This is a genomic window from Pseudoxanthomonas sp. 134C1 (genome assembly GCF_057773065.1).
The window spans coordinates 277,274-295,549 of the sequence record NZ_JBYMTH010000005.1 but is presented as its reverse complement, the minus strand read 5'-3'; the positions used below and the strand labels follow the sequence as shown (position 1 = coordinate 295,549).

The 18,276-nt window shown below is 62.3% G+C and carries 19 protein-coding genes and 1 pseudogene; 12 read left to right on the top strand and 8 right to left on the bottom strand.

Annotated elements, in window-relative coordinates; translation table 11 throughout:
* The 4 genes from AC3DEZ_RS12525 to AC3DEZ_RS12510 all read left to right on the top strand — a co-directional run.
* On the top strand, positions 1-1,103 hold a 1,103-nt coding region (locus tag AC3DEZ_RS12525; RefSeq protein WP_488388497.1), incomplete at its 5' end, for an RHS repeat domain-containing protein.
* Between the two features lie 13 nt (positions 1,104-1,116).
* A complete protein-coding gene (locus AC3DEZ_RS12520) occupies positions 1,117-1,470 on the top strand; it encodes a hypothetical protein (RefSeq protein ID WP_488388496.1) in 354 nt (117 codons plus the stop codon).
* A 109-nt stretch (positions 1,471-1,579) separates the two neighbouring features.
* Positions 1,580-2,341 carry an RHS repeat-associated core domain-containing protein gene (locus tag AC3DEZ_RS12515; protein ID WP_488388508.1) on the top strand — a complete coding sequence of 254 codons (762 nt, stop codon included), beginning with the start codon at positions 1,580-1,582 and terminating at the stop codon, positions 2,339-2,341.
* Complete coding sequence (locus AC3DEZ_RS12510; RefSeq protein ID WP_488388495.1) at positions 2,338-2,703, top strand: DUF6984 family protein; 366 nt, start codon at positions 2,338-2,340, stop codon at positions 2,701-2,703. Before AC3DEZ_RS12515 ends, AC3DEZ_RS12510 begins: the two co-directional genes overlap by 4 nt.
* Here the strand turns inward: AC3DEZ_RS12510 and AC3DEZ_RS12505 are convergent.
* Entirely contained in the window at positions 2,630-2,995 is a 366-nt protein-coding gene (locus AC3DEZ_RS12505) for a DUF6037 family protein (RefSeq protein WP_488388494.1), read from the bottom strand. The two genes, AC3DEZ_RS12510 and AC3DEZ_RS12505, sit on opposite strands and share 74 nt — an antisense overlap.
* Before the next feature lie 89 nt (positions 2,996-3,084).
* Between AC3DEZ_RS12505 and AC3DEZ_RS12500 the strand changes: the two genes are divergently transcribed.
* Together AC3DEZ_RS12500 and AC3DEZ_RS12495 are read left to right on the top strand one after the other, a co-directional pair.
* Entirely contained in the window at positions 3,085-3,258 is a 174-nt protein-coding gene (locus AC3DEZ_RS12500) for a hypothetical protein (protein ID WP_488388493.1), read from the top strand.
* A 22-nt stretch (positions 3,259-3,280) separates the two neighbouring features.
* A complete protein-coding gene (locus AC3DEZ_RS12495) occupies positions 3,281-3,754 on the top strand; it encodes a hypothetical protein (protein ID WP_488388492.1) in 474 nt (157 codons plus the stop codon).
* A gap of 539 nt (positions 3,755-4,293) precedes the next feature.
* On the opposite strand, the gene AC3DEZ_RS12490 is transcribed toward AC3DEZ_RS12495, so the two are convergent.
* The gene (locus AC3DEZ_RS12490) at positions 4,294-4,548 is read right to left on the bottom strand and encodes an XAC0095 family protein (protein ID WP_488388491.1); all 255 of its coding nucleotides are present in this window, start codon (positions 4,546-4,548) and stop codon (positions 4,294-4,296) included.
* A gap of 699 nt (positions 4,549-5,247) precedes the next feature.
* Here AC3DEZ_RS12490 and AC3DEZ_RS12485 point away from each other — a divergent pair.
* The gene (locus tag AC3DEZ_RS12485) at positions 5,248-6,525 is read left to right on the top strand and encodes an MFS transporter (RefSeq protein WP_488388490.1); all 1,278 of its coding nucleotides are present in this window, start codon (positions 5,248-5,250) and stop codon (positions 6,523-6,525) included.
* Positions 6,526-6,782: 257 nt separating this feature from the next.
* On the opposite strand, the gene AC3DEZ_RS12480 is transcribed toward AC3DEZ_RS12485, so the two are convergent.
* On the bottom strand, positions 6,783-8,948 hold the full coding sequence (locus AC3DEZ_RS12480) for a M3 family metallopeptidase (RefSeq protein WP_488388489.1): 2,166 nt from the start codon (positions 8,946-8,948) through the stop codon (positions 6,783-6,785).
* 119 nt (positions 8,949-9,067) lie between these two features.
* The gene (locus tag AC3DEZ_RS12475) at positions 9,068-9,673 is read right to left on the bottom strand and encodes a hypothetical protein (RefSeq protein WP_488388488.1); all 606 of its coding nucleotides are present in this window, start codon (positions 9,671-9,673) and stop codon (positions 9,068-9,070) included.
* Positions 9,674-9,808: 135 nt separating this feature from the next.
* Here AC3DEZ_RS12475 and AC3DEZ_RS12470 point away from each other — a divergent pair, with 135 nt between their 5' ends.
* Both AC3DEZ_RS12470 and AC3DEZ_RS12465 read left to right on the top strand, forming a co-directional pair.
* Positions 9,809-10,294 carry a glutathione peroxidase gene (locus AC3DEZ_RS12470; RefSeq protein ID WP_488388487.1) on the top strand — a complete coding sequence of 162 codons (486 nt, stop codon included), beginning with the start codon at positions 9,809-9,811 and terminating at the stop codon, positions 10,292-10,294.
* A complete protein-coding gene (locus AC3DEZ_RS12465; protein ID WP_488388486.1) occupies positions 10,294-10,692 on the top strand; it encodes a hypothetical protein in 399 nt (132 codons plus the stop codon). The genes AC3DEZ_RS12470 and AC3DEZ_RS12465 overlap by 1 nt, the downstream gene beginning before the upstream one ends.
* 24 nt (positions 10,693-10,716) lie before the next feature.
* Here AC3DEZ_RS12465 and AC3DEZ_RS12460 read toward each other — a convergent pair whose 3' ends face one another.
* On the bottom strand, positions 10,717-11,496 hold the full coding sequence (locus tag AC3DEZ_RS12460; RefSeq protein ID WP_488388485.1) for a ferredoxin--NADP reductase: 780 nt from the start codon (positions 11,494-11,496) through the stop codon (positions 10,717-10,719).
* 97 nt (positions 11,497-11,593) lie between these two features.
* Positions 11,594-12,775, bottom strand: coding sequence for an NAD(P)/FAD-dependent oxidoreductase (locus tag AC3DEZ_RS12455; protein ID WP_488388484.1), 1,182 nt, complete (start codon positions 12,773-12,775; stop codon positions 11,594-11,596).
* A 205-nt stretch (positions 12,776-12,980) separates the two neighbouring features.
* Here AC3DEZ_RS12455 and AC3DEZ_RS12450 point away from each other — a divergent pair, with 205 nt between their 5' ends.
* From AC3DEZ_RS12450 to AC3DEZ_RS12440, 3 genes are read left to right on the top strand one after another with little or no spacing between them, the layout of a single operon-like run.
* A complete protein-coding gene (locus AC3DEZ_RS12450) occupies positions 12,981-13,667 on the top strand; it encodes a hypothetical protein (protein ID WP_488388483.1) in 687 nt (228 codons plus the stop codon).
* A gap of 15 nt (positions 13,668-13,682) precedes the next feature.
* Entirely contained in the window at positions 13,683-15,059 is a 1,377-nt protein-coding gene (locus AC3DEZ_RS12445) for a hypothetical protein (RefSeq protein ID WP_488388482.1), read from the top strand.
* Between the two features lie 16 nt (positions 15,060-15,075).
* Positions 15,076-15,687 (top strand): hypothetical protein, encoded by a 612-nt coding sequence (locus AC3DEZ_RS12440; RefSeq protein WP_488388481.1) that lies wholly within the window; start codon positions 15,076-15,078, stop codon positions 15,685-15,687.
* Between the two features lie 68 nt (positions 15,688-15,755).
* Here AC3DEZ_RS12440 and AC3DEZ_RS12435 read toward each other — a convergent pair whose 3' ends face one another.
* Together AC3DEZ_RS12435 and scpB are read right to left on the bottom strand one after the other, a co-directional pair.
* Positions 15,756-17,390 (bottom strand): pseudouridine synthase, encoded by a 1,635-nt coding sequence (locus tag AC3DEZ_RS12435; RefSeq protein WP_488388480.1) that lies wholly within the window; start codon positions 17,388-17,390, stop codon positions 15,756-15,758.
* 77 nt (positions 17,391-17,467) lie between these two features.
* Positions 17,468-18,262 (bottom strand): annotated as a pseudogene (gene scpB / locus AC3DEZ_RS12430) (SMC-Scp complex subunit ScpB); the annotation flags it as partial.
* Positions 18,263-18,276 lie beyond the last annotated feature (14 nt).

Here is an 18,276-nt window from a genome sequence, read left to right as displayed (position 1 = left end):
TGGGCCTGGGTTACGACGTGCAGGGCAACCTGGCCAACAAGAATGGACAGGTGTTCAATTTCGACTTCGGCAACCGGCTGCGCGGCGTGAACGGCGTGGCCAGCTATGTCTATGACGGTCATGGCCGGCGGGTGCGGGACTACACCACGGCCAGCAAGTACAGCCTGTACAGCCAGAGCGGGCAACTGGTGTTCGACAACGATGGCCGGGCCGGCAAGTCCAGCCAGTACGTGTACCTGGGTGGCAGCCTGGTGGCGATACGGGAGGCGGCTGGCAGCACGACCACGGTGAAGTACCAGCACACCGACGCGCTGGGCACGCCCGTCGCGGTGACGGATGCGGCCAAGGCCATTGTCCAGACCAGCGAGTACGAACCCTATGGGCAACTGGTCAACCGGCCGCTGACGGATGGGCCGGGCTTCACCGGGCATGTGCAGGATGCGGCCACCGGGCTGACCTACATGCAGCAGCGGTATTACGACCCGCTCATCGGGCGGTTCCTCTCCGTTGACCCGGTGATGGCTTACAGCAATGGCGATATGCGGTTCTTCAACCGCTATACATACGCCTTCAATCCGTATCGCTTCAATGATCCGGATGGGCGTTGTCCTATGGGATGCCCGGGCGATGTTTCGCCTACTATTGATGACTCCATAGCAATTCTGGGGTGGGTGTCTGATGGACTAGATGCGGCTGATCAATTTTTCACTGCGCTTGGCCCGTACGGTATGCCCGAACGTACAGCGATGGCACCCTTAGTCATTGGTGCGCGGGCAGCAATAGTTGAAGCCAAGATAATTGCAGCGGCAGCCCGTGCAAACAAGATAACGCACATTTTTGGAAAGGCTGAGCACAATCTTGGTGGTCTTGTTAAGACGTTCGGCGGCGAAGCAAAGGCGCTTCGCGCGATTGAAAAGGCGACAAAGAAGGCAGTTGGTACATCAACAGCCGGCAAGTTCGAAACCGTGGTCAAGGTGGGAGGGCAAAACGTAACTGTTCGTGGCGCCGTAGTTGATGGGAAGGTAAAAATCGGCACTGCATTTATCCCGCCGCGTCCACCCCCACCCCCACCGCCGCCGCCGCCGCCGCCGCCCAAGAACTAATCGAGATGAAAAAATGCGTATTGCTGACCTGCCGTCTATTGAGAGAGACGCTATCCTATTGCTGCTCGAAAGCAGTGAGAGCTTGCGTCGTCAATTGGATTGTGTAAAGGAAGTTAGCCGCACTGAGAGTGGTGCGGGGATTTACGTAATGTTTGAGCTTGATGAGTGTGCGGAAAGAATGGAAAACGGGAGGAGCTTCCATCTGACTGATGTATTTGCCACGAGCACGCATTGCGATGAGATTGGATTCATTCTGTTTGTGAAGGATGGGCTGATCGAATATCTGGAAGGATATGTTTACTCGGGTGTTTACCCATCCTATGAAGGATGTGATTTTTCCTTGAATCGCCAACTGACGAAACGATGAGGTGTAGTGGTTCTAGGTTCACACCCTGATCGCTCACAACAAACAAGGTCCGCATTGCGGGCCTTGTCACTTCTGACGGTTCGCTGGCGCTGCGAAGAATGCTTTCTCTCTGGCGGCCACCAGCGAGTACGAACCCTATGGGCAACTGGTCAACCGGCCGCTGACGGATGGGCCGGGCTTCACCGGGCATGTGCAGGATGCGGCCACCGGGCTGACCTACATGCAGCAGCGGTACTACGACCCGGTCATCGGGCGGTTCCTGTCGGTGGACCCGGTGACCGCCTATGACAGCAAAGATTGGCGGCTCTTCAACCGCTATGCCTATGCCTTCAACAACCCGTATCGCTTCAGCGATCCGGATGGACGCCAGTCCCGCGATTTAGAGTACGAATACAAACTGTCGGGGGCTACGCCACCTCCATCAGATGCAACCTTCGCGGATGCGATGGACAAGATCGCGAAGTTCATCAATCCCCTTATGCCTGCTGCCGAATGTTATCGGGATGGATGCGGTAAGGGTGGTTGGGCGATGGCGGTTGTCGGCGCAATCCCCTTTGAAGGGAAAGGCGCCCAGATGGGCATGCGAGGGTTGTCGTGGATTGGCGGCTCTGGAAAAGGAGTTATTTCGTTCGGGGCGAATGCGAATCAAATATCGCATGCATTCCGTCATACAATCGATGCGGGGTTATCAGTACGAGATGTTGCGACCCGGGTAAGTAGGGACGTCAACAAGGTTGCAGGATCGCTTGAGGCTGGAAAGACCATTAACAGAACGGTCACGGTGAATGGAACGACCCTGCAATATGCCGTTCACAAACTTGATGATGGCACCCTCCGAGTAGGAAGAATCAAGGTTCTAAAGGAACAATGAGCAAGCGACGTCCATCCAGCGATGAAAAAAGACTGCTTATTGCTTTGGTCGAGAGAAGCAGGCGACCAGAGCTGCTTATGAGGTTCGTCGATTCAATATTGGTCGAAGATATGAACGATGGGGGCATGGGGAGCCTAAATCTTTTTGTTGAATCGGCACCAAATGCCTCAAGAACGATGAAATCGCAAGCAGCAGAGTTGCAATTCTCAGATGCTGACGGAGCTGTTGTAATTGCTTCGCTCAATGTAAGCGAAGATGGATATCCATTTGAAATTGATGTGTGGAAGACTACTTGCGGCCCACTAATCCGTATTCCTGAAGAGTTCGTCGACGTGATTTATGGTGAGCCGAATTCAGGGTGAAGTGACGAGCCCCGCATTGCGGGCTTCGTTGTTGGTCACTTACAGTCTGGTCCGCCTGGAAGTGTCGGCGTGACTGGCGTTGCCGGCGCGATATCCGACAACAACTGCTGACGCTGTTGCGCTTGCAAAAATCGTGCGTCGCCTGGCCAAGCAGCCGTCGGGTCTTGTCGAGATTATAGGTGGTGACGTGGTTCCCGCTGGTCGGCGAATGCGGCTTGAAGTTCACGAAATGCACGCAAGCCGCCTCATCGACGTGGAACCGCAGGGGTGGCGGCGACGCGCGGTGCCACATCTACGGCGGGACGTATTGCCGACATCGCCAAAGAGACGGGGCGTCAGCAGTGCAAGAGAAATTGAAGAGAGAATTGATAGGATGGGAAAATGAAGAAACGAAGCTCTATTTTGGCCGGAGAAACGCAGCCTTTAGTAGTGGCAGCGGGGCTTGGGCTTATCTTTGGATATGAAGCTGGTTTGGTGAAGGGGGTAACTATTTTCTCTGTTGTATTTCTCATTCTGCAACCTTTCTTACTATTTCGCTTCTTCCAAAAAAGGTGATACTCAAGGGGTTTATCGACCGATGAGTAATTTGATCGAGCTCTTGTTTGAAGGAGTTGCAAAGAACCAGTTGGATAGTTTGGTCGGGAGACTGTCTAACGGCTCGACCTTGAAATCGGTGATCGCTAGTGAGAGTCCAGACCTTGACCTATCTTCCTGGCAAGGTCGGGTGCTCGAAATTCTTGAGGGCGCGGCGCCCAACCCTGGCAGCGTTAGCCTCAACCTCGACGGAGTGGAACTTGGAGAAGTGGCAATAGCCAATCCATTGATCCAGGTGTTGATGGACGACGGGAGTATTGACGTTTCCCTATCATTTCTGGATTACGAACTTAGCTGCGACACCTCGGACTGCGTCGATGCGTTGCACCATGCTTCTCTAGAGCTTTCGAGAGTCGCCGACGCCCGTCACATTATTTGTGGTTATGAGCCCGCCAGTGACCATAAAACCCGCTTCTTTACTGATGCCACACAAGGGCCACTTCGTGGGTTCTGGTGAAAGCAAGCGTAGGGCGGGTCTCGGCTCGCCCTGGAGGTCTATGTGCAAGTGATGTTGGGTACGCCACAACGGGTCGCTTGGTGCTGCAAATGAGCGTCATGCCGCATCTGTGAGGGCGAGTCGGATCCCATCAGGCTCGGGCTGCCACGACAACGGGTGATCGGGAGCACTTTCAGGAGAAGATTGGGCGGATCTTCAAGTCGATGGCTGGAGTCGAAATGTCTGACCGACTTTGCGGCCTCGCCTGAGGAGAGGAAGTTAAGAAAAATGATCTACAAAAAGCATTTCTGGATGCTAGGTGCAGCCCTGATTTTCCTTGGTGTGGGGCTGCTTAGGTATATGACAAAGGAGCAGTTTGTCGTATTTTGGTGGGGGACGGCATTGGTATTTTCTGTGCTTTCGCTTGCAGGTTGGCCGCGAGCGAAGAAGTAGCCGAGGCTGAAAAAAAGTATCGAGTTGATGGAGCAATTCGGTTATTGGTCGGTTTCCTGGCGTTTTTTCACATAACAGAACGCGGGCGCTAGCAGCCCGCGTTTTTGTTACGCGTCGTTGGCCGGTTCGACGTTGGGCTTGCCGGAGTGCCAGCGAAGCTGGTCGAGGATGTGGCTGGCTTCGTGGGCGAGGCTGGCGAAGCAGTCACTCAGGGGTTGCAGCGGGATGGGCAGGCTGTGGTGCTCGTCCTGGCGGAAACGGGGATTGATGAGCAGGGACAGCAGTTTGAGGTGATCACGCAGCTGGATGAGATTCAGCTGGGTTTCTTCTTCCAACAGATAGACCATGTGTACGTTGGTCATGGGACCTCCTTTTCTTCGTTGAAGAATCCCGGCGCGCGAGAGTGCGGCCGGGTGCCGGGAGGTCAGAAACCGCATACAGTCGGCGGGCTTATTTCCCTTTCGGGTGTTGTATTCGCCGCCCTCCCGGCAAGGAGCTTGCCGGTCGTCCTCCGATGGTAGGACAAAATAAAACCACCGGAATGACTGAGGTGGTGTTGCTGTATGGGAGGTTCTGAACTCCTGATGCCGGAGTCTGCCGATGCGGCTGTGCGGTGTCGACTAACTTTGAGCGTTTTGGCTTCAGTGTTTCCGGGCTCACTGTTCCGGTGTGGTGACGGGCGTGTCTGGTGTACCTGTTTTGGAGTGCGAAGGGTTGTTTGACGCTGTGTGTGGGAAGCCGAAGTGGGTGTGTTGTTGGAGGGCTGGCGAGGACCTGGTGCAGGGGAGCCGGGTTCGACGCAAAGTGCAAATCCCCCATCGCCTGCTTTGCTGACGCCCGCTCCTTTTTGCAAAGGGGGCTGACACGTCCGGTTGTTCCTGACCTCGATTTGACTTCGAGGGATCCAGGCAAGGATGGGACGAGAACCGGGGGGAATCGCCTGCTGCAAATGTAAAAGTGATGAAAACGTTTGCCGCGCAACGTGGGTCGCAGCTTGTGCCAATGTTAGTTGACCTGGGCAGAACCGCCGTGCGATCTCCACCGCTCCAGAGGGGAGAACCATGTCAATCACCAAGATCATATCCGGGAGTGAGGCTTCCGGCCGTCCGTTGTCCAGGGTCCATGCCATCAGCGCGATCACCGTCGGCAACGGCCTGGAGTTCTACGATTTCGTCGTCTACAGCTTTTTCGCCACGCTGATCGGGCGATTGTATTTTCCGGTGTCGGATCCGACCGGGCAGTTGCTGCTGTCGTTCGCGACGTTCGGCGTCGGCTTCCTGACCCGGCCGCTGGGCGGTCTGCTGATCGGCATGTATGCGGATCGGGTGGGACGCAAGCCGGCCGTGGCGTTGACGCTGTGGCTGATGGGCTTGAGTTCGCTGATTTTCGTGGTGACGCCGACCTATGCGCAGATTGGCATGGCGGCTCCGTTGCTGATCCTGTTGGCGCGGCTGATCCAGGGATTCGCCATCGGCGGCGAGATGGGCGCGTCCACGGCGCTGTTGATGGAGTACGCGGATGAACGTTCGCGCGGCTTCTATACCAGCTGGCAGCCTTTCAGCCAGGGATTGGCGGCGCTGTTCGGCGCGCTGGTGGGCCTGCTGCTGAGCAACCTGCTGGAACCGGCGGCACTGGACGCGTGGGGTTGGCGGGCGGCGTTCGTGCTCGGCATCCTGGTGATTCCGGTGGGCCTGTTGATCCGGCGGCGGCTGGAGGAAACCATTCCGTCCCGGCACGCGGAAGCCGAAACGCCGCAGATGGCGCTCTTGTGGTCGCATCGGCGCGAACTGACGGCAAGCATCCTGCTGATGATCGGGCTGGCGTCGTCGACCTACATCATCGTGTACTACCTGAGCAATTACGCGGTCAGCCAGCTGGGCATGCCGCTGTCGCTGGGCATCTGGGCCGGTTGCGTGGCCGCGGCGGTGCAGGTGCTGCTGTCGCCGTTCGCGGGCTGGCTGTGTGACCGGTTGGGACGCCGGCCGGTGGTGCTGTGGTCGCGACTGGCGCTGCTGGTGATGGCGTATCCAGCGTTCGCGTGGATCAACGCCGCGCCGAGCCTCGCGCGGCTGCTGGTGGCGGTGGGAATGCTGTCGATTCCGATGTCGATGACCGCGCCGGCGTCGATGGTGCTGGTCAGCGAAGTGCTGCCGCAGCGGTTGCGCGCGACCGGCCTGTCGATTGCCTATTGCGTGGCGATTGCGATCTTCGGTGGCTTTGCGCAGTTCTTTTCGACGGAGCTGATCCGGTTGACGGGGAGTCCGAACGCGCCTGCGTTGTATGTCATTGCATGTGGGCTGGTGTCGCTGGTGGGTTTGCGGCTTGTGCGGAAGGGGTAAGCGCAAATCTCCCTCCATCCCCTTTTTCCAAACGCGTCTCAACAGTCGAATGGCTGGTCAAGGAGGAGGCAGAGACGGTCCTGCGTTGCTCTTGGTGCGAAAAAGAAAATCACCCTCAATCCCCCTTTTTCCAAACGCCTCTCAACAGTCGAATGGCTGGGCAAGGGGGAGGCAGAAGCGGGGCCGTGTAGTGAGGGCACATACCATCACGCCACCCGGAGGTGGCGTGATGGTTACTGCGACGAGGACGGTTGCGCTTACTGGGCGGGGGCGGTGAGGCCGCGCTTTTCCAGCAGGGGTTCGATCTTCGGATCGTGGCCGGCGAAGTCGTGGAACAGCTTCATCGCGTCCACGCTGCCACCGCGCGAGAGCAGGGTCTTGCGGAAGTGGTCGCCGTTCTCGCGGGTCAGGCCGCCGTGCTGCTTGAACCATTCCACGCTGTTGGCGTCCAGCACTTCGGACCAGATGTAGGCGTAGTAGCCGGCCGAGTAGCCGCCCATGATGTGGCTGAAGTACGGCGTGCGGTAGCGCGGCGGGACCGGCTTGTAGTCGATCTTGTCGGCGGCCAGCGCGTCGGCCTCGAACTTGATCACGCCGTCGGCGGCGGGCACCTTGTCGGCGCCGATCTGGTGCCAGCGCTGGTCCAGCATGGCCGCGCCGAGGTACTCGGTGGTGGCGAAGCCCTGGTTGAACTTGGACGCGGCGATGACCTTGTCCAGCAACGCCTGCGGCATAGCTTCACCGGTCTGGTAATGCTTGGCGTAGTTCTTCAGCACCGACGGCCAGTCCGCCCACATCTCGTTGACCTGCGAGGGGTACTCGACGAAGTCGCGCGGCACGCTGGTGCCGCTGAAGTAGGGGTACTGCACGTTGGAGAACATGCCGTGCAGCGCATGGCCGAACTCGTGGAACGCGGTGGTCACTTCATCCCAGGTCAGCAGGGTCGGCTGGCCGGCCGGTGGCTTGGGGATGTTGAGGTGGTTGGCGACCACCGGTTTGAAGCCGGTCATGCCGGACTGCGAAACGTAGGAGTTCATCCATGCGCCGCCGCGCTTGGAATCGCGCGCGTACATGTCGGCGATGAAGATCGCCAGCTGGGTGCCGTCGGCGTTGTACACGTCGTACACGGTGGTGTCCGGGTGGTACAGCGGCAGATCGGTGCGCTTCTTGAAAGTCAGGCCGTAGAGCTGGTTGGCGGCGTAGAACACGCCGTTTTCCAGCACGTTGGTCAGTTCGAAATACGGCTTGAGCTGCGACTCGTCGAAGTTGTACTTGGCGGTGCGGACCTTCTCGGTATAGAACGACCAGTCCCACGGCGCCAGCGGGAACGTCGGCTGGCCCTTGGCCTTCTGCTCCTGATCGATCATCGCCTGCAGATCGGCGGCCTCGCGCTGGGCGTTGGCGACCGCGGCGGGCGCCAGTTTGCCGAGCATGGCGTTGACCGCCTGCGGGGTCTTGGCGGTCTCGTCTTCCAGCACGTAGGTGGCGTGATCCGGATAGCCCAGCAGCTTGGCGCGATCGGCGCGCAGCTTCATGATGGTGGCGATGAGTTCGCGGTTGTCGTACTTGCCGCCGCGGCTGCCGCGCGACACCGAGGCCTCGTGCAGGCGCTGGCGCAGGGCGCGATCGGTCAGCTGCGACTCGGCCGGCTGGCCGGTGGTGTTGAGCAGGGTCAGCACGTACTTGCCGGCCAGCCCGCGCGCCTTGGCGACATCGGCGGCGGTGGCGATCTGCTGATCGGTCAGGCCGTCCAGCTGCTTGACGTCATCGACCACCACGGCCGAATCGTTGACCTCGGCCAGCACGTTCTGGCTGAACTGCGTACCGAGTTTGGCCAGCTGGCCGTTCATGCCCTTCAGGGTGGCCTTGTCGGCGTCGGACAGCTTGGCGCCGGCGCGGACGAAATCGGTGTGGTACTTCTCGACCAGACGCACGCCCTCGGCGTCCAGGCCCAGGCCGGCACGCTGGTCGTACAGCGTCTGGATGCGCGCGAACAGCTTGCCGTTGAGGTAGATGGCGTCGCGGTGGGCGGCGAACTTGCCGGAATAGTCGGCCTGCAGTTTCTCGCGGGCGTCGTTGGTGTCGGCGCCGACCAGGTTGTAGAACACGGTTTGGGCGCGGTCGAGCACGCGGCCGCTCTTTTCCATCGCCAGGAGGGTGTTGTCGAAGCTCGGCGCGGCGCCGTTGTTGGCGATGGCGTCGATTTCCTTCAACTGCTCGGCCATGCCGGCGTCGAAGGCGGGGGCGAAGTCGCTGTCCTTGATCTTGTCGAACTGCGGGTAGTGCAGGGGCAACTGGCTGTCGGCGAAGAAGGGATTGGCGGCCTTGGCGGCTTCGGTGGCGGCCGGCGCCGGGGTCTGGCTGTAGGCGGGCATGGCGAGTCCGAGGGTCGCGGCAAGCGCGAGGGCGAGACGGGTGGTCATGGGGTGCTGCTTCCTGACAGGGAAATAGGGCTTTCGGCAGGGTAACCCAAGCCCAGGGGCAGGGGCTCGTGACGAAAGGCATGTGCCCGGCGGGGCCGTTCTGTGCCAAGGCTCCGGCGCTAGAGCGTCTCGAACTCGCGTGCGATCCAGCTCACGTGGTAGAGCAGGCCCAGCACCGCGAAGCCGGCGTGGTAGCGCGGATTGCGGGTCCACATGGCGATCAGGCTGCCGGTGATGTAGGCGACATTGCGGAACACGTATTCGGGCCCGAAGCTGCGGAAGTACGCCTCGCCCTTGATCCAGGTGTCGATGAAGTCGATCGCGAACACCAGCGCCAGCAGGCCGAAGAACCATTTCCGGCGGTCGTAGAAGTAATCGCGGTAGCCGGCGTAGCCGTCCAGGTTCTCCGGAAAAATCAGCGCGCACAGCAGGTACTGCATCAGCGCGTACAAGGCCACGAAAAAATAGAGGTTGAAACTCCAGTGCACCAGATGCGAGAGGCGGAACTCCCACCACCAGAACAGCAGCAGGTAGGAGAACACGAACGCCGCCCAGCACAGGTGCACCCAGTAGATCTGGCAATGGCGCGGCCGTTCGATGATGCGGGCGAAGTGGCGCAGCAGGTGGGTCAGGCCCAGGCCGACCACCATGCCCAGCAGCACGCGCACGTGCAGGTAGACGGTGGCCATCGAGGCGGCGTCGGGTGCGTGGGGCGAAAGCTGCATTCCGTGTTCCCCGGCGGAAGCGACGGCCAAGGCTAGCGCATCTCCGCCGGCCCCGCACAAGGCGGTACGGACCGCGAAAACGCTTGCTCCCGGCTTTTCCCGGGTGTCTCATAGCCAGGTTTCCGGAGATCCGCCATGACCACTGCCTACGATTTTTCCGCCAACGACATCGACGGCCAGGCCCGCTCGCTGGCCGACTACCGCGGCAAGCCGCTGCTGATCGTCAACGTGGCATCGAAGTGCGGCTTCACCCCGCAGTACACGGGGCTGGAAAAGCTATGGCGCGACTACCGGGATCAGGGATTGGTGGTATTGGGATTCCCCTGTGACCAGTTCGGTCATCAGGAGCCGGGTGACGAGGCCGAGATCCGCAGTTTCTGTTCGCTCAACTACGACGTGAGCTTCCCGATGTTCGCCAAGATCGACGTCAATGGCGACGGTGCGCATCCGCTGTGGAAGTGGTTGAAGCAGGAGAAGAGCGGCCTGCTGGGCATCTCGGCGATCAAGTGGAACTTCAGCAAGTTCCTGGTGGGGCGCGATGGCAAGGTGATCAAGCGCTATGCGCCGACCGACACGCCGGAATCGCTGGCGGGCGACATCGAGGCCGCGCTGGCCGGCTGATGGACGCGCAGCACGCTTCGCCGCCGTTCCGCATCGAGTTCAGTCCCGCCGATTACGGTCTGAAGGCGCATGTCCGGGGCGTCAACGGCACCCTGGAAACCACGCTGGCCTATTGGCGGCGGATTGCGATGGAAGTGCGGCGCTTGCAGCCGTCCGGCCTGCTGGTGGTCGACGACATGGAAGGCGAGCCGCCGCCTCCGGAGCAACTGCTGCAGTTCGTCCAGGCCATGCTCGGCGAGGGCCTGGAGGCGGTGCGGGTGGCCTATGTGGAAAAGCACCTGGAGCAGATTCCGCAGGTCGAACTGGCCAGCATCCTGGCCAACGAGCAGGGCTTCCAGGGCCATGTGTTCGACAACGAACGCAGCGCGATCATCTGGTTGCGCTACGGGGAACGATAGGGCGGGCCGCCGGCCCGCCCGGCGTCACTTCTCGACGAAGGCGCGCTCGAACACGTACTGGCCTGGCGTGCCGATGCGCGGGGCGGCGGTGAAGCCGCGACCATCGAGCAGGCTGCGGAAGTCGGCCAGCATCTGCGGGCTGCCGCAGATCATCGCGCGATCCTTTTCCGGATCCAGCGGTTCCAGTCCGAGCGTTTCCATCATTTCGCCGCTGGCCATCAGGTCGGTCAGGCGGCCATGGTTGGGGAATTCCTCGCGGCTCACGGCGGGGTAGTAGAGAAGCTTCTCGCGGATGATCTCGCCGAGGAACTCGTGCTGCGGCAGTTCCTTCTCGAAGTAATCGCGGTAGGCCAGATCCCGCACATGGCGGACGCCATGGGTGAGGACGACGCGGTCGAAGCGCTCGTAGGTTTCCGGATCCTTGATGATCGACAGCCACGGCGCCAGACCGGTGCCGGTGCCCAGCAGGTACAGGTTGCGGCCCGGATGCAGGTCGCTGATCAGCAGGGTGCCGGTGGGCTTGCGGCCGATCACCACGGTATCGCCGGGCTGGATGTCCTTCAGCCGCGAGGTCAGCGGGCCGTTGGGCACCTTGATGCTGAAGAACTCGAGCTGTTCTTCCCAGTTGGCGCTGGCGATGGAATAGGCGCGCAGCAGCGGCTTGCCTTCGGTCTGCAGGCCGATCATCACGAACTGGCCGTTGTCGAAGCGGAAACCGTCGTCGCGGGTGGTGGTGAAGCTGAAGTAGTCGTCGGTCCAGTGACGGACGTCCAGCACCGTCTCGGTGCCAAAAGCGGAGGACATGGGGAGTCGTGCGTTATTGAACCCGCGTATTGTAGCCGACCGCTCCGGGCCGGCCTTGATCCAGCGCAATCGGGAGCGACGGGGGCAGGGCGTGGATTCAGGCCGCCGGGGAAGTCTGTCCGCGACGGTGGAAGTAGATCTGTTCGGCCATCCGGCGCAGCGGGGGCGATTTCAGCAGCAGGTCGAAGGGCCAGTCCCACTGCAGGTGATCGAAAGCCCAGCGCAGGGCGCGCTTGCGGCGCCAGGCGGGGATGGCCCGGATTGACGAGGCCTGCGGTGGAATGCCGGAATCCAAGGCCTGGACCAGCGCGCGGCCGACCTCGGCGCCATGGCGCAGACCCGAGTGGATGCCGCCGGCCGTCACCGGCGAGACCACCCCGGCCGCGTCGCCGGCCAGCAGGACGTGGCGGCCCACGCGGGAACGCACGGGTCCGCCGCAGGGAATCAGGCCGGCGCGGATGCTGTCGGGTTTTCGGGGGTGGTCCAGGCCGACGACCGGAGCGACATGGTCGAGGAAGGCCGCCAGGTCTGGCGGGCGGGCGCCGGGGCGCAGGCGTCGGGCCAGACCCGCTTGGACCCCGCGGGGCGTCTGGGCGATCCAGCCGATATAACCGGGGGCCCAGCGCCGGCTGACAAAGCAATGCAGGACGTCGGGACGACGCAGTCCGGCGCCGTCGTACTCGTATTCCAAGCCATAGAGGAAGTCGTGCACCTGGCCGAGGCCGAAATGAGCGGCGACTTTCGAGCGCGCTCCATCCGCGCCGACCAGATAGCGGCATTGACCGACACCGGGAAGATGCCAGCCACCCACGATCGGTCGGGCTTCACGAAAGGCGCAGGACAGACGCAACTCGATGTCGGCTTTCTCGGCCTGCTCGACGAGCCAACGCATCAGCGCGGGCGTATCCGTGGTGTGGAAGCGATAACCGGGGGCCGAGAGTTCGATGCTGTCCAGACCAGGGGCGTACAACTTGACCGCGGGCACCGGACGATGGACTCCAGCCGGCAGGCCCGCCAGCAGCGGGTCGGCCATCGCTTCCTGGACGAGGATGCCTGTGGTGTGCAGGCGTTCGCCGGGGTCGCGTTTGAGATCTATCACACAGACCCGCTTGCCGGCACGGGCGAGCTGATGGGCGCAGGCAAGGCCTGCGAAGCTCGCGCCGACCACGATGACGTCATGATTTCCGTTGTGCATGCTCGGCTCGGCGTCGAAGGAACGATGCGAGCCTCGGTCATGAGCGCGGGAGGACGATGAAGTCAACGTGAAGTGGATGCTCACTCAATGGCATATGCACCGGGTTCCCGTGTGCGCTCGGAGCTGGAGATATTCACGAAGGCGGGTGTCATCGATGATTCGCACGCTTCATTGGGTGACTCAATTCAGGCTTTCCATGCAATGAAATTCCTCCGTTGAGAGGCGTCTTCGACATATCGCGGGTGATAGCGTGCGTCGTTGGGGAACGCAGCGACTACAGGATTGGGGAATGGCCGTATTTTTGTCACGAATGAACGCCCTCTCTGCCGGCTTTCATCGCAAGCCGGTTGCTTCTGCAATGGCAATGGCATGTCTGCTGGTGGGAGCTTGCGCGAACTCCGCAGCGTCTGGCGCTGCCTCCATTCCCGCCGACACGGAAAGCACGATGAATCCGGATATTTCCTTCGTCCCGCCAAAATTGACCGCCGAGCAGGCCCTGTCCCGGCTGTTGGAGTTGATACGCACCAGTCAATCCATCGCGGACTTCACGCCCGAGCGGTTGGAGCAGGTGATGGGAGTGCCGGTTGGGCCGAGATGGGGAGGGTATGGCTTTGCTGAACAAGTGACACCGCAATGGAGTCATGGGTTCGAGGTCGGATCTTGGAATGGACAAACAAAGTTCGACTACACCTTGGCGCCAGACCCGTCTCCGCCACCTGAAACTTCCGTCTCCATGACGGATGTCTGCCAGATCGACCTCGAGAATTTCGCGGCCGATTTGCAGGTGATGGGCTTCAGCCGTGCTCCGATCTATGACTCACCCCATCAACCGGCACTGGATGGTCCGCGCCTGCTCCATGGGAGGCGGGTGTACGACCTGTTCAATCGTCCTGGCCTGGTCGTTGAAGTCCATCCAAGGGGAGAAAGCAGAGAGAAGCTGAGGCACGTTTGTGTGGAACGGGTGTTTGTCTACTGACGCATGGAGCGAGTCATGCCTATCTTGTCCCCGCAGTCACAAGCGGTCGTCGATGCGTTTGTCTGGCAATCGCAGGTAACGCCGGAGCATATCCACAACCTGCAACAGGTCCTAGCGGACTCCCCGGCACTGATCGAACAGTTCAATGCGGCTGTCGCGCAGGGGTGCCTGCGGAAGATCGTGCCTTTGGCCCATTCCCATGCCGGCGGCGAGTATGACGGGCAGGACAAGGCCATTCATCTTCCTTTGGCAGCATTGACCACGCCGGTCATCCCGGGGCGGACAACATCCACTGAACAGTTTCAGGCAGGTGACCTGACCTTCGTGCTGGGGCATGAGTTGCAGCATGCGCTCAATCATGCGGCTCGGATGCAGGCATATGCCCGGTTTGACGACGACGTAAGTCGTCTGGCCAAGAGCCGCTCGCCGGTGCGCGATTACACTGCCCACATAGGTGAGCGGCTAGCGGCCGATCGCGAGAATGAAGCCAGCGCCCAGATTGCAGGCTGGAACGCGGTGATCAGTGCCGCCAAGAACACACACCCTCACCCCACACTTCAAGACATCTACAAAAGCGCAGGTGGGCGGATGGGGGATTTTATTGAGTACAAGGCGACCACCGGCTACACGCTGAAACCCAACCTTAGTCTCAACCCCGACCTTACCCTCAGCCCCACGCCGGGCAATATCGAAGCGATGGGGAAGAACTATTTTGACAAGGAACCTGAAAAGTCCGGGCTGGGCTACTACGGTACCTCCGACTACGCCAACCACTACGGTGCGGCAGCCATTGGACGTGTTGTGCAGCTGGAGCGGCACTACAACCCGCCGGGGCGTCGCGGCGCGTCACCGAGGATGGCGGTGAACATGGAGGCGCTGCGGCTTGATGAGAAGCTGCTGGAGGAGAACGGCATCAACCTGGGACGCCATGTCCAGCCCATGCCGTATTACGACCTCGGCGCTCCGTCGCCGTCGTTGCGCCATTTCGATCATACGACCGTCACGCACACGCACGTTCCCGTTGTGACCGCAGCGGAGGCGTCGGCACAAACGTCATCCGCGGTTCGGGAAGGGCCGTACAACGCGCATTTCCGTTTCATTCAACGAACATCCCTCGACGATTTACTGGATGCGTACATCGCCGCGGTGGACTCGACCCAGCGTACGGCGGTGTATCAGCGCTATCGGCAGCTGCCCGAGATGCAGGCGATGGAACAGGGAGGGCGCGAATTGTACGAGGCTGAGCAACAACGCTTGCAGGAAGAGCAGCAACGCGTGGAGGCGGAGCGGCAACGGCAACGGCAACGGCAACGGCAACGGCAGCAACAGGACCAGGAGCACTCGCAATGGCGGGAGACGCAGCAGCATCAATCACGCGGACATTCACGCTGAACCGGGAGGGCCGAACATGGAGGGGCACGAAATGATCGGGATGCAGGCAGTCCTGCAGGAATCTGGAAGGACGCAGAAGCACCTGCTGGTACAGACGATGAGCCAGGCCGAAATGCATAAGCAGGAAAACGCCTTGTTGCGGGAGCAACTGGCGCAAGCCACGTCGATGTTGCAGCAGATGGCGCAGCGTCTGGAGCAGGGCGGCCAGCGTTTCGCCGGAGATGCTCTGCGCGAGATTGGCATGTGTAGCCGGCAGATACTGAAGGAGAACTCCGTCGAAGCGATCGAGCAGGTGCATCGGCGTACGAGCGAAGCGCTCCAGCTTCTGCAACGGGTGGCCGATGCCGCGGGCGAGCAGAGCCATCAACTCAACCGCGCGCAGACGACGATGGTGTGGAAATCGCTGGCGTTCCTGGCGCTGGGAGGCGTGCTGCTGGTGGGCGGTACGAGCGCATGGGTCTGGAACAACCAGCAGCAAGCGCAGCGGTATCAGGTGGATGCCGAAACGGGCCGTCTGGTCGCGCGTTCCGATTTCATCCAGTGCGGCGAGGGACTGTGCGCGAACGTTGATCTCAAGGCGCAGCGGGTCGGCGATAAAAAGCAGTATGTACCGATCAAGCCGCGCTGAGTTTTCGGACAGTTGCTCTTGTCGTCACCCCAAAGAAAAGGCGCCGTCAGGCGCCTTTTCCGTTCACGTCAGCCGTGATGACCTCCGCCGCCACCGCCGCGCGGGCGATGACCGCCGCCGCCGGGGCGTCCGCCGCCCGGACCGCGGCCACCGGCCGGACGACCGCCACCGGGACGACCACCCGGGCGCGGGCCGGCGTTCTGCGGACGGTTGCCGCCACCGGGGCGTCCGCCCTGCGGGCGCGGGCCGCGCGGTTGGCCATACGGGCTGAACCCGCCAGGCGTGGCGTGATCGGACGGGAAGCTCGGCGCGTTGCCGGGATGGCCGTACGGGCGGGCCGCACGTTGCGGCTTGCCGGCACCACCGCCCGCGCCGCCACCGCCGGGGCCACGCGGACCGCGTGGGCCGCGGGACTCGCCGCCAAAGCCGCCATATTCGTTGCCGAAGCCGGCACCGCCCTGCGGACGATTGCCGCCGCGCTTGCCGGCACCGCCGCCGCCCGGACCCTTGCGGCCGGGACCGGCGTTGCGGTGGCCGGTCGGACCGGTGTCGACGCCTTCCGGCACGTACCAGCTGCGGAACGCGGCCGGGTTGCCATCCGGCAACGGCTTCGGACCCTTCATCTTGCGCTGCTTGAACGGCTTCTGCGCCTGCTTGGCGGCGGCTTCGCCGCTGACGGTCAGGCCGCCGTGCGGCTTCTTGCCGCGACCCCGGCCGCGATCCTCGCGCACGTGATCGAAGCGGCGCAGTTCGCGGCCTTCGTCGGCGGTGTTGTGGCCGTTGACGTAGCCCTGGCTGCGGCCTTCGCGCGAGACATGCACGGTGGACTTGGCGGCGCGGCGCTGGCCGATCACCGGTTGCAGGGTGAGCGCGGCGGGCGCGCCGTCTTCCAGGCCCAGTTCCTTGCGCAAGGCTTCGACCTGGGCGTCGGACAATTCCTGCGACTGGCCGCGCAGCAGCGGCTGCGGCAGCGAGATGCGACCGTAGCGGGTGCGCTTGAGGCGGCTGACCTGGCAGCCCTGCGACTCCCACAGGCGGCGCACTTCGCGGTTGCGGCCTTCCTTGACCACCACGCGGAACCAGTCGTGCGAGTCGGTGCCGCCGATGCGTTCGATTTCATCGAACTTGGCCGGGCCGTCTTCCAGCGCGACGCCACGCTGCAGGCGATCGACGATGTTGTCCGGCACGGTTTCCTGGCCTTCCGGGGCGCGCACGCGCACCACGTACTCGCGCTCGACCTCGTAGGATGGATGCATCATCGCGTTGGCGAGTTCGCCGTCGGTGGTCAGCAGCAGCAGGCCGGTGGTGTTGATGTCCAGGCGGCCGATGGCGATCCAGCGCGCGCCCTTGAGGACCGGCAGCGCTTCGAACACGGTCGGGCGGCCTTCGGGATCCTCGCGGGTGGTCACTTCGCCTTCGGGCTTGTTGTACATCAGCACGCGCGCCGGTTCGGTCAGCGCGCTGGCGACGAACTGGCGTCCGTCGAGTTCGATCTTGTCGCCGCTCTTGACGCTCATGCCGACCTGCGCGGTCTCGCCGTTGACCTTGACCAGGCCGTCGGCGATGCGCTGCTCCAGCGCGCGGCGCGAGCCCAGTCCGGCCTGCGCCAGCACCTTGTGCAGGCGTTCTTCCAGCTTGCTGGCGGGGGCCTCGGCGGCGGCGTCGCGCTTCAGCGACAGTTTGTTGCGGGGGGTATTGCTCATGGTTTCTGCTCCGACGAGGCTTCCGCGTCGTCATCCTGGGTTTCCGGGGAAATGCCGGCGTCGCCTTCGTATTCGTCTTCGGCGGCCGGACCGTGTGTCTCCGCGTCGTCGTCCTGCGCGGGTTCGATGTCTGTCTGCGCGCCATCCGTGGCGTCTTCCTGCGGTTGCTCCCGGGCTTCATCGCCCATGGCCTCCGCCGTTGTTTCGTTGTCTTCGTTTTCGCCGCCGGGTCCGGCATCGGCCGGAGCGGCCTCCGCACCGGCGTCTTCGTTCATGTCGTCCGCGCCGAGCGCGACTCCGGCCGGGACCGGCGCGCCATCCAGCGGCAACTGCGGTTCCAGCTCACCGATGTCCTTCAGTTCCGACAGCGGCGGCAGTTCGTCCAGGCGCTTGAGGCCGAAATAGTCGAGGAAGCCCTTGGTGGTGCCGAACAGCGCCGGACGGCCGGGCACGTCGCGGTGGCCGACCACGCGGATCCACTCGCGCTCTTCCAGCGCCTGGATGATGTTGCTGCTCACCGCCACGCCGCGGACCTGTTCGATCTCGCCGCGGGTGATCGGCTGGCGGTAGGCGATCAGCGCCAGGGTTTCCAGGGTGGCGCGGGTGTATTTGGTCTTGCGCTCGGTCCACAGGCGGGCGACCCAGCCGTGCACGTCGGCCTTGACCTGGAAGCGGAAGCCGGAAGCCACCTCGACCAGTTCCACGCCGCGATCGGCGCAGCCTTCGCGCAGTTCCTCCAGCGCGCGTTCGACGCTGCCGGCGGGCGCGGGTTCCTCTTCCGGGAACAGGCCATGCAACTGGGCCAGCGACAGCGGCTGGTTGGCCGCCAGCAGGGCGGCTTCGACGATGCGATTGATGAGCGATTGATCCATTCGTGCGCTTGCGT

Coding starts and splice junctions, on each gene's coding strand:
- AC3DEZ_RS12520 (WP_488388496.1), top strand. CDS start 1,117: ATGCGTATTGCTGACCTGCCGTCTATTGAGAGAGACGCTATCCTATTG.
- AC3DEZ_RS12510 (WP_488388495.1), top strand. CDS start 2,338: ATGAGCAAGCGACGTCCATCCAGCGATGAAAAAAGACTGCTTATTGCT.
- AC3DEZ_RS12505 (WP_488388494.1), bottom strand. CDS start 2,995: ATGTGGCACCGCGCGTCGCCGCCACCCCTGCGGTTCCACGTCGATGAG.
- AC3DEZ_RS12500 (WP_488388493.1), top strand. CDS start 3,085: ATGAAGAAACGAAGCTCTATTTTGGCCGGAGAAACGCAGCCTTTAGTA.
- AC3DEZ_RS12495 (WP_488388492.1), top strand. CDS start 3,281: ATGAGTAATTTGATCGAGCTCTTGTTTGAAGGAGTTGCAAAGAACCAG.
- AC3DEZ_RS12490 (WP_488388491.1), bottom strand. CDS start 4,548: ATGACCAACGTACACATGGTCTATCTGTTGGAAGAAGAAACCCAGCTG.
- AC3DEZ_RS12485 (WP_488388490.1), top strand. CDS start 5,248: ATGTCAATCACCAAGATCATATCCGGGAGTGAGGCTTCCGGCCGTCCG.
- AC3DEZ_RS12480 (WP_488388489.1), bottom strand. CDS start 8,948: ATGACCACCCGTCTCGCCCTCGCGCTTGCCGCGACCCTCGGACTCGCC.
- AC3DEZ_RS12475 (WP_488388488.1), bottom strand. CDS start 9,673: ATGCAGCTTTCGCCCCACGCACCCGACGCCGCCTCGATGGCCACCGTC.
- AC3DEZ_RS12470 (WP_488388487.1), top strand. CDS start 9,809: ATGACCACTGCCTACGATTTTTCCGCCAACGACATCGACGGCCAGGCC.
- AC3DEZ_RS12465 (WP_488388486.1), top strand. CDS start 10,294: ATGGACGCGCAGCACGCTTCGCCGCCGTTCCGCATCGAGTTCAGTCCC.
- AC3DEZ_RS12460 (WP_488388485.1), bottom strand. CDS start 11,496: ATGTCCTCCGCTTTTGGCACCGAGACGGTGCTGGACGTCCGTCACTGG.
- AC3DEZ_RS12450 (WP_488388483.1), top strand. CDS start 12,981: ATGGCCGTATTTTTGTCACGAATGAACGCCCTCTCTGCCGGCTTTCAT.
- AC3DEZ_RS12445 (WP_488388482.1), top strand. CDS start 13,683: ATGCCTATCTTGTCCCCGCAGTCACAAGCGGTCGTCGATGCGTTTGTC.
- AC3DEZ_RS12440 (WP_488388481.1), top strand. CDS start 15,076: ATGGAGGGGCACGAAATGATCGGGATGCAGGCAGTCCTGCAGGAATCT.
- AC3DEZ_RS12435 (WP_488388480.1), bottom strand. CDS start 17,390: ATGAGCAATACCCCCCGCAACAAACTGTCGCTGAAGCGCGACGCCGCC.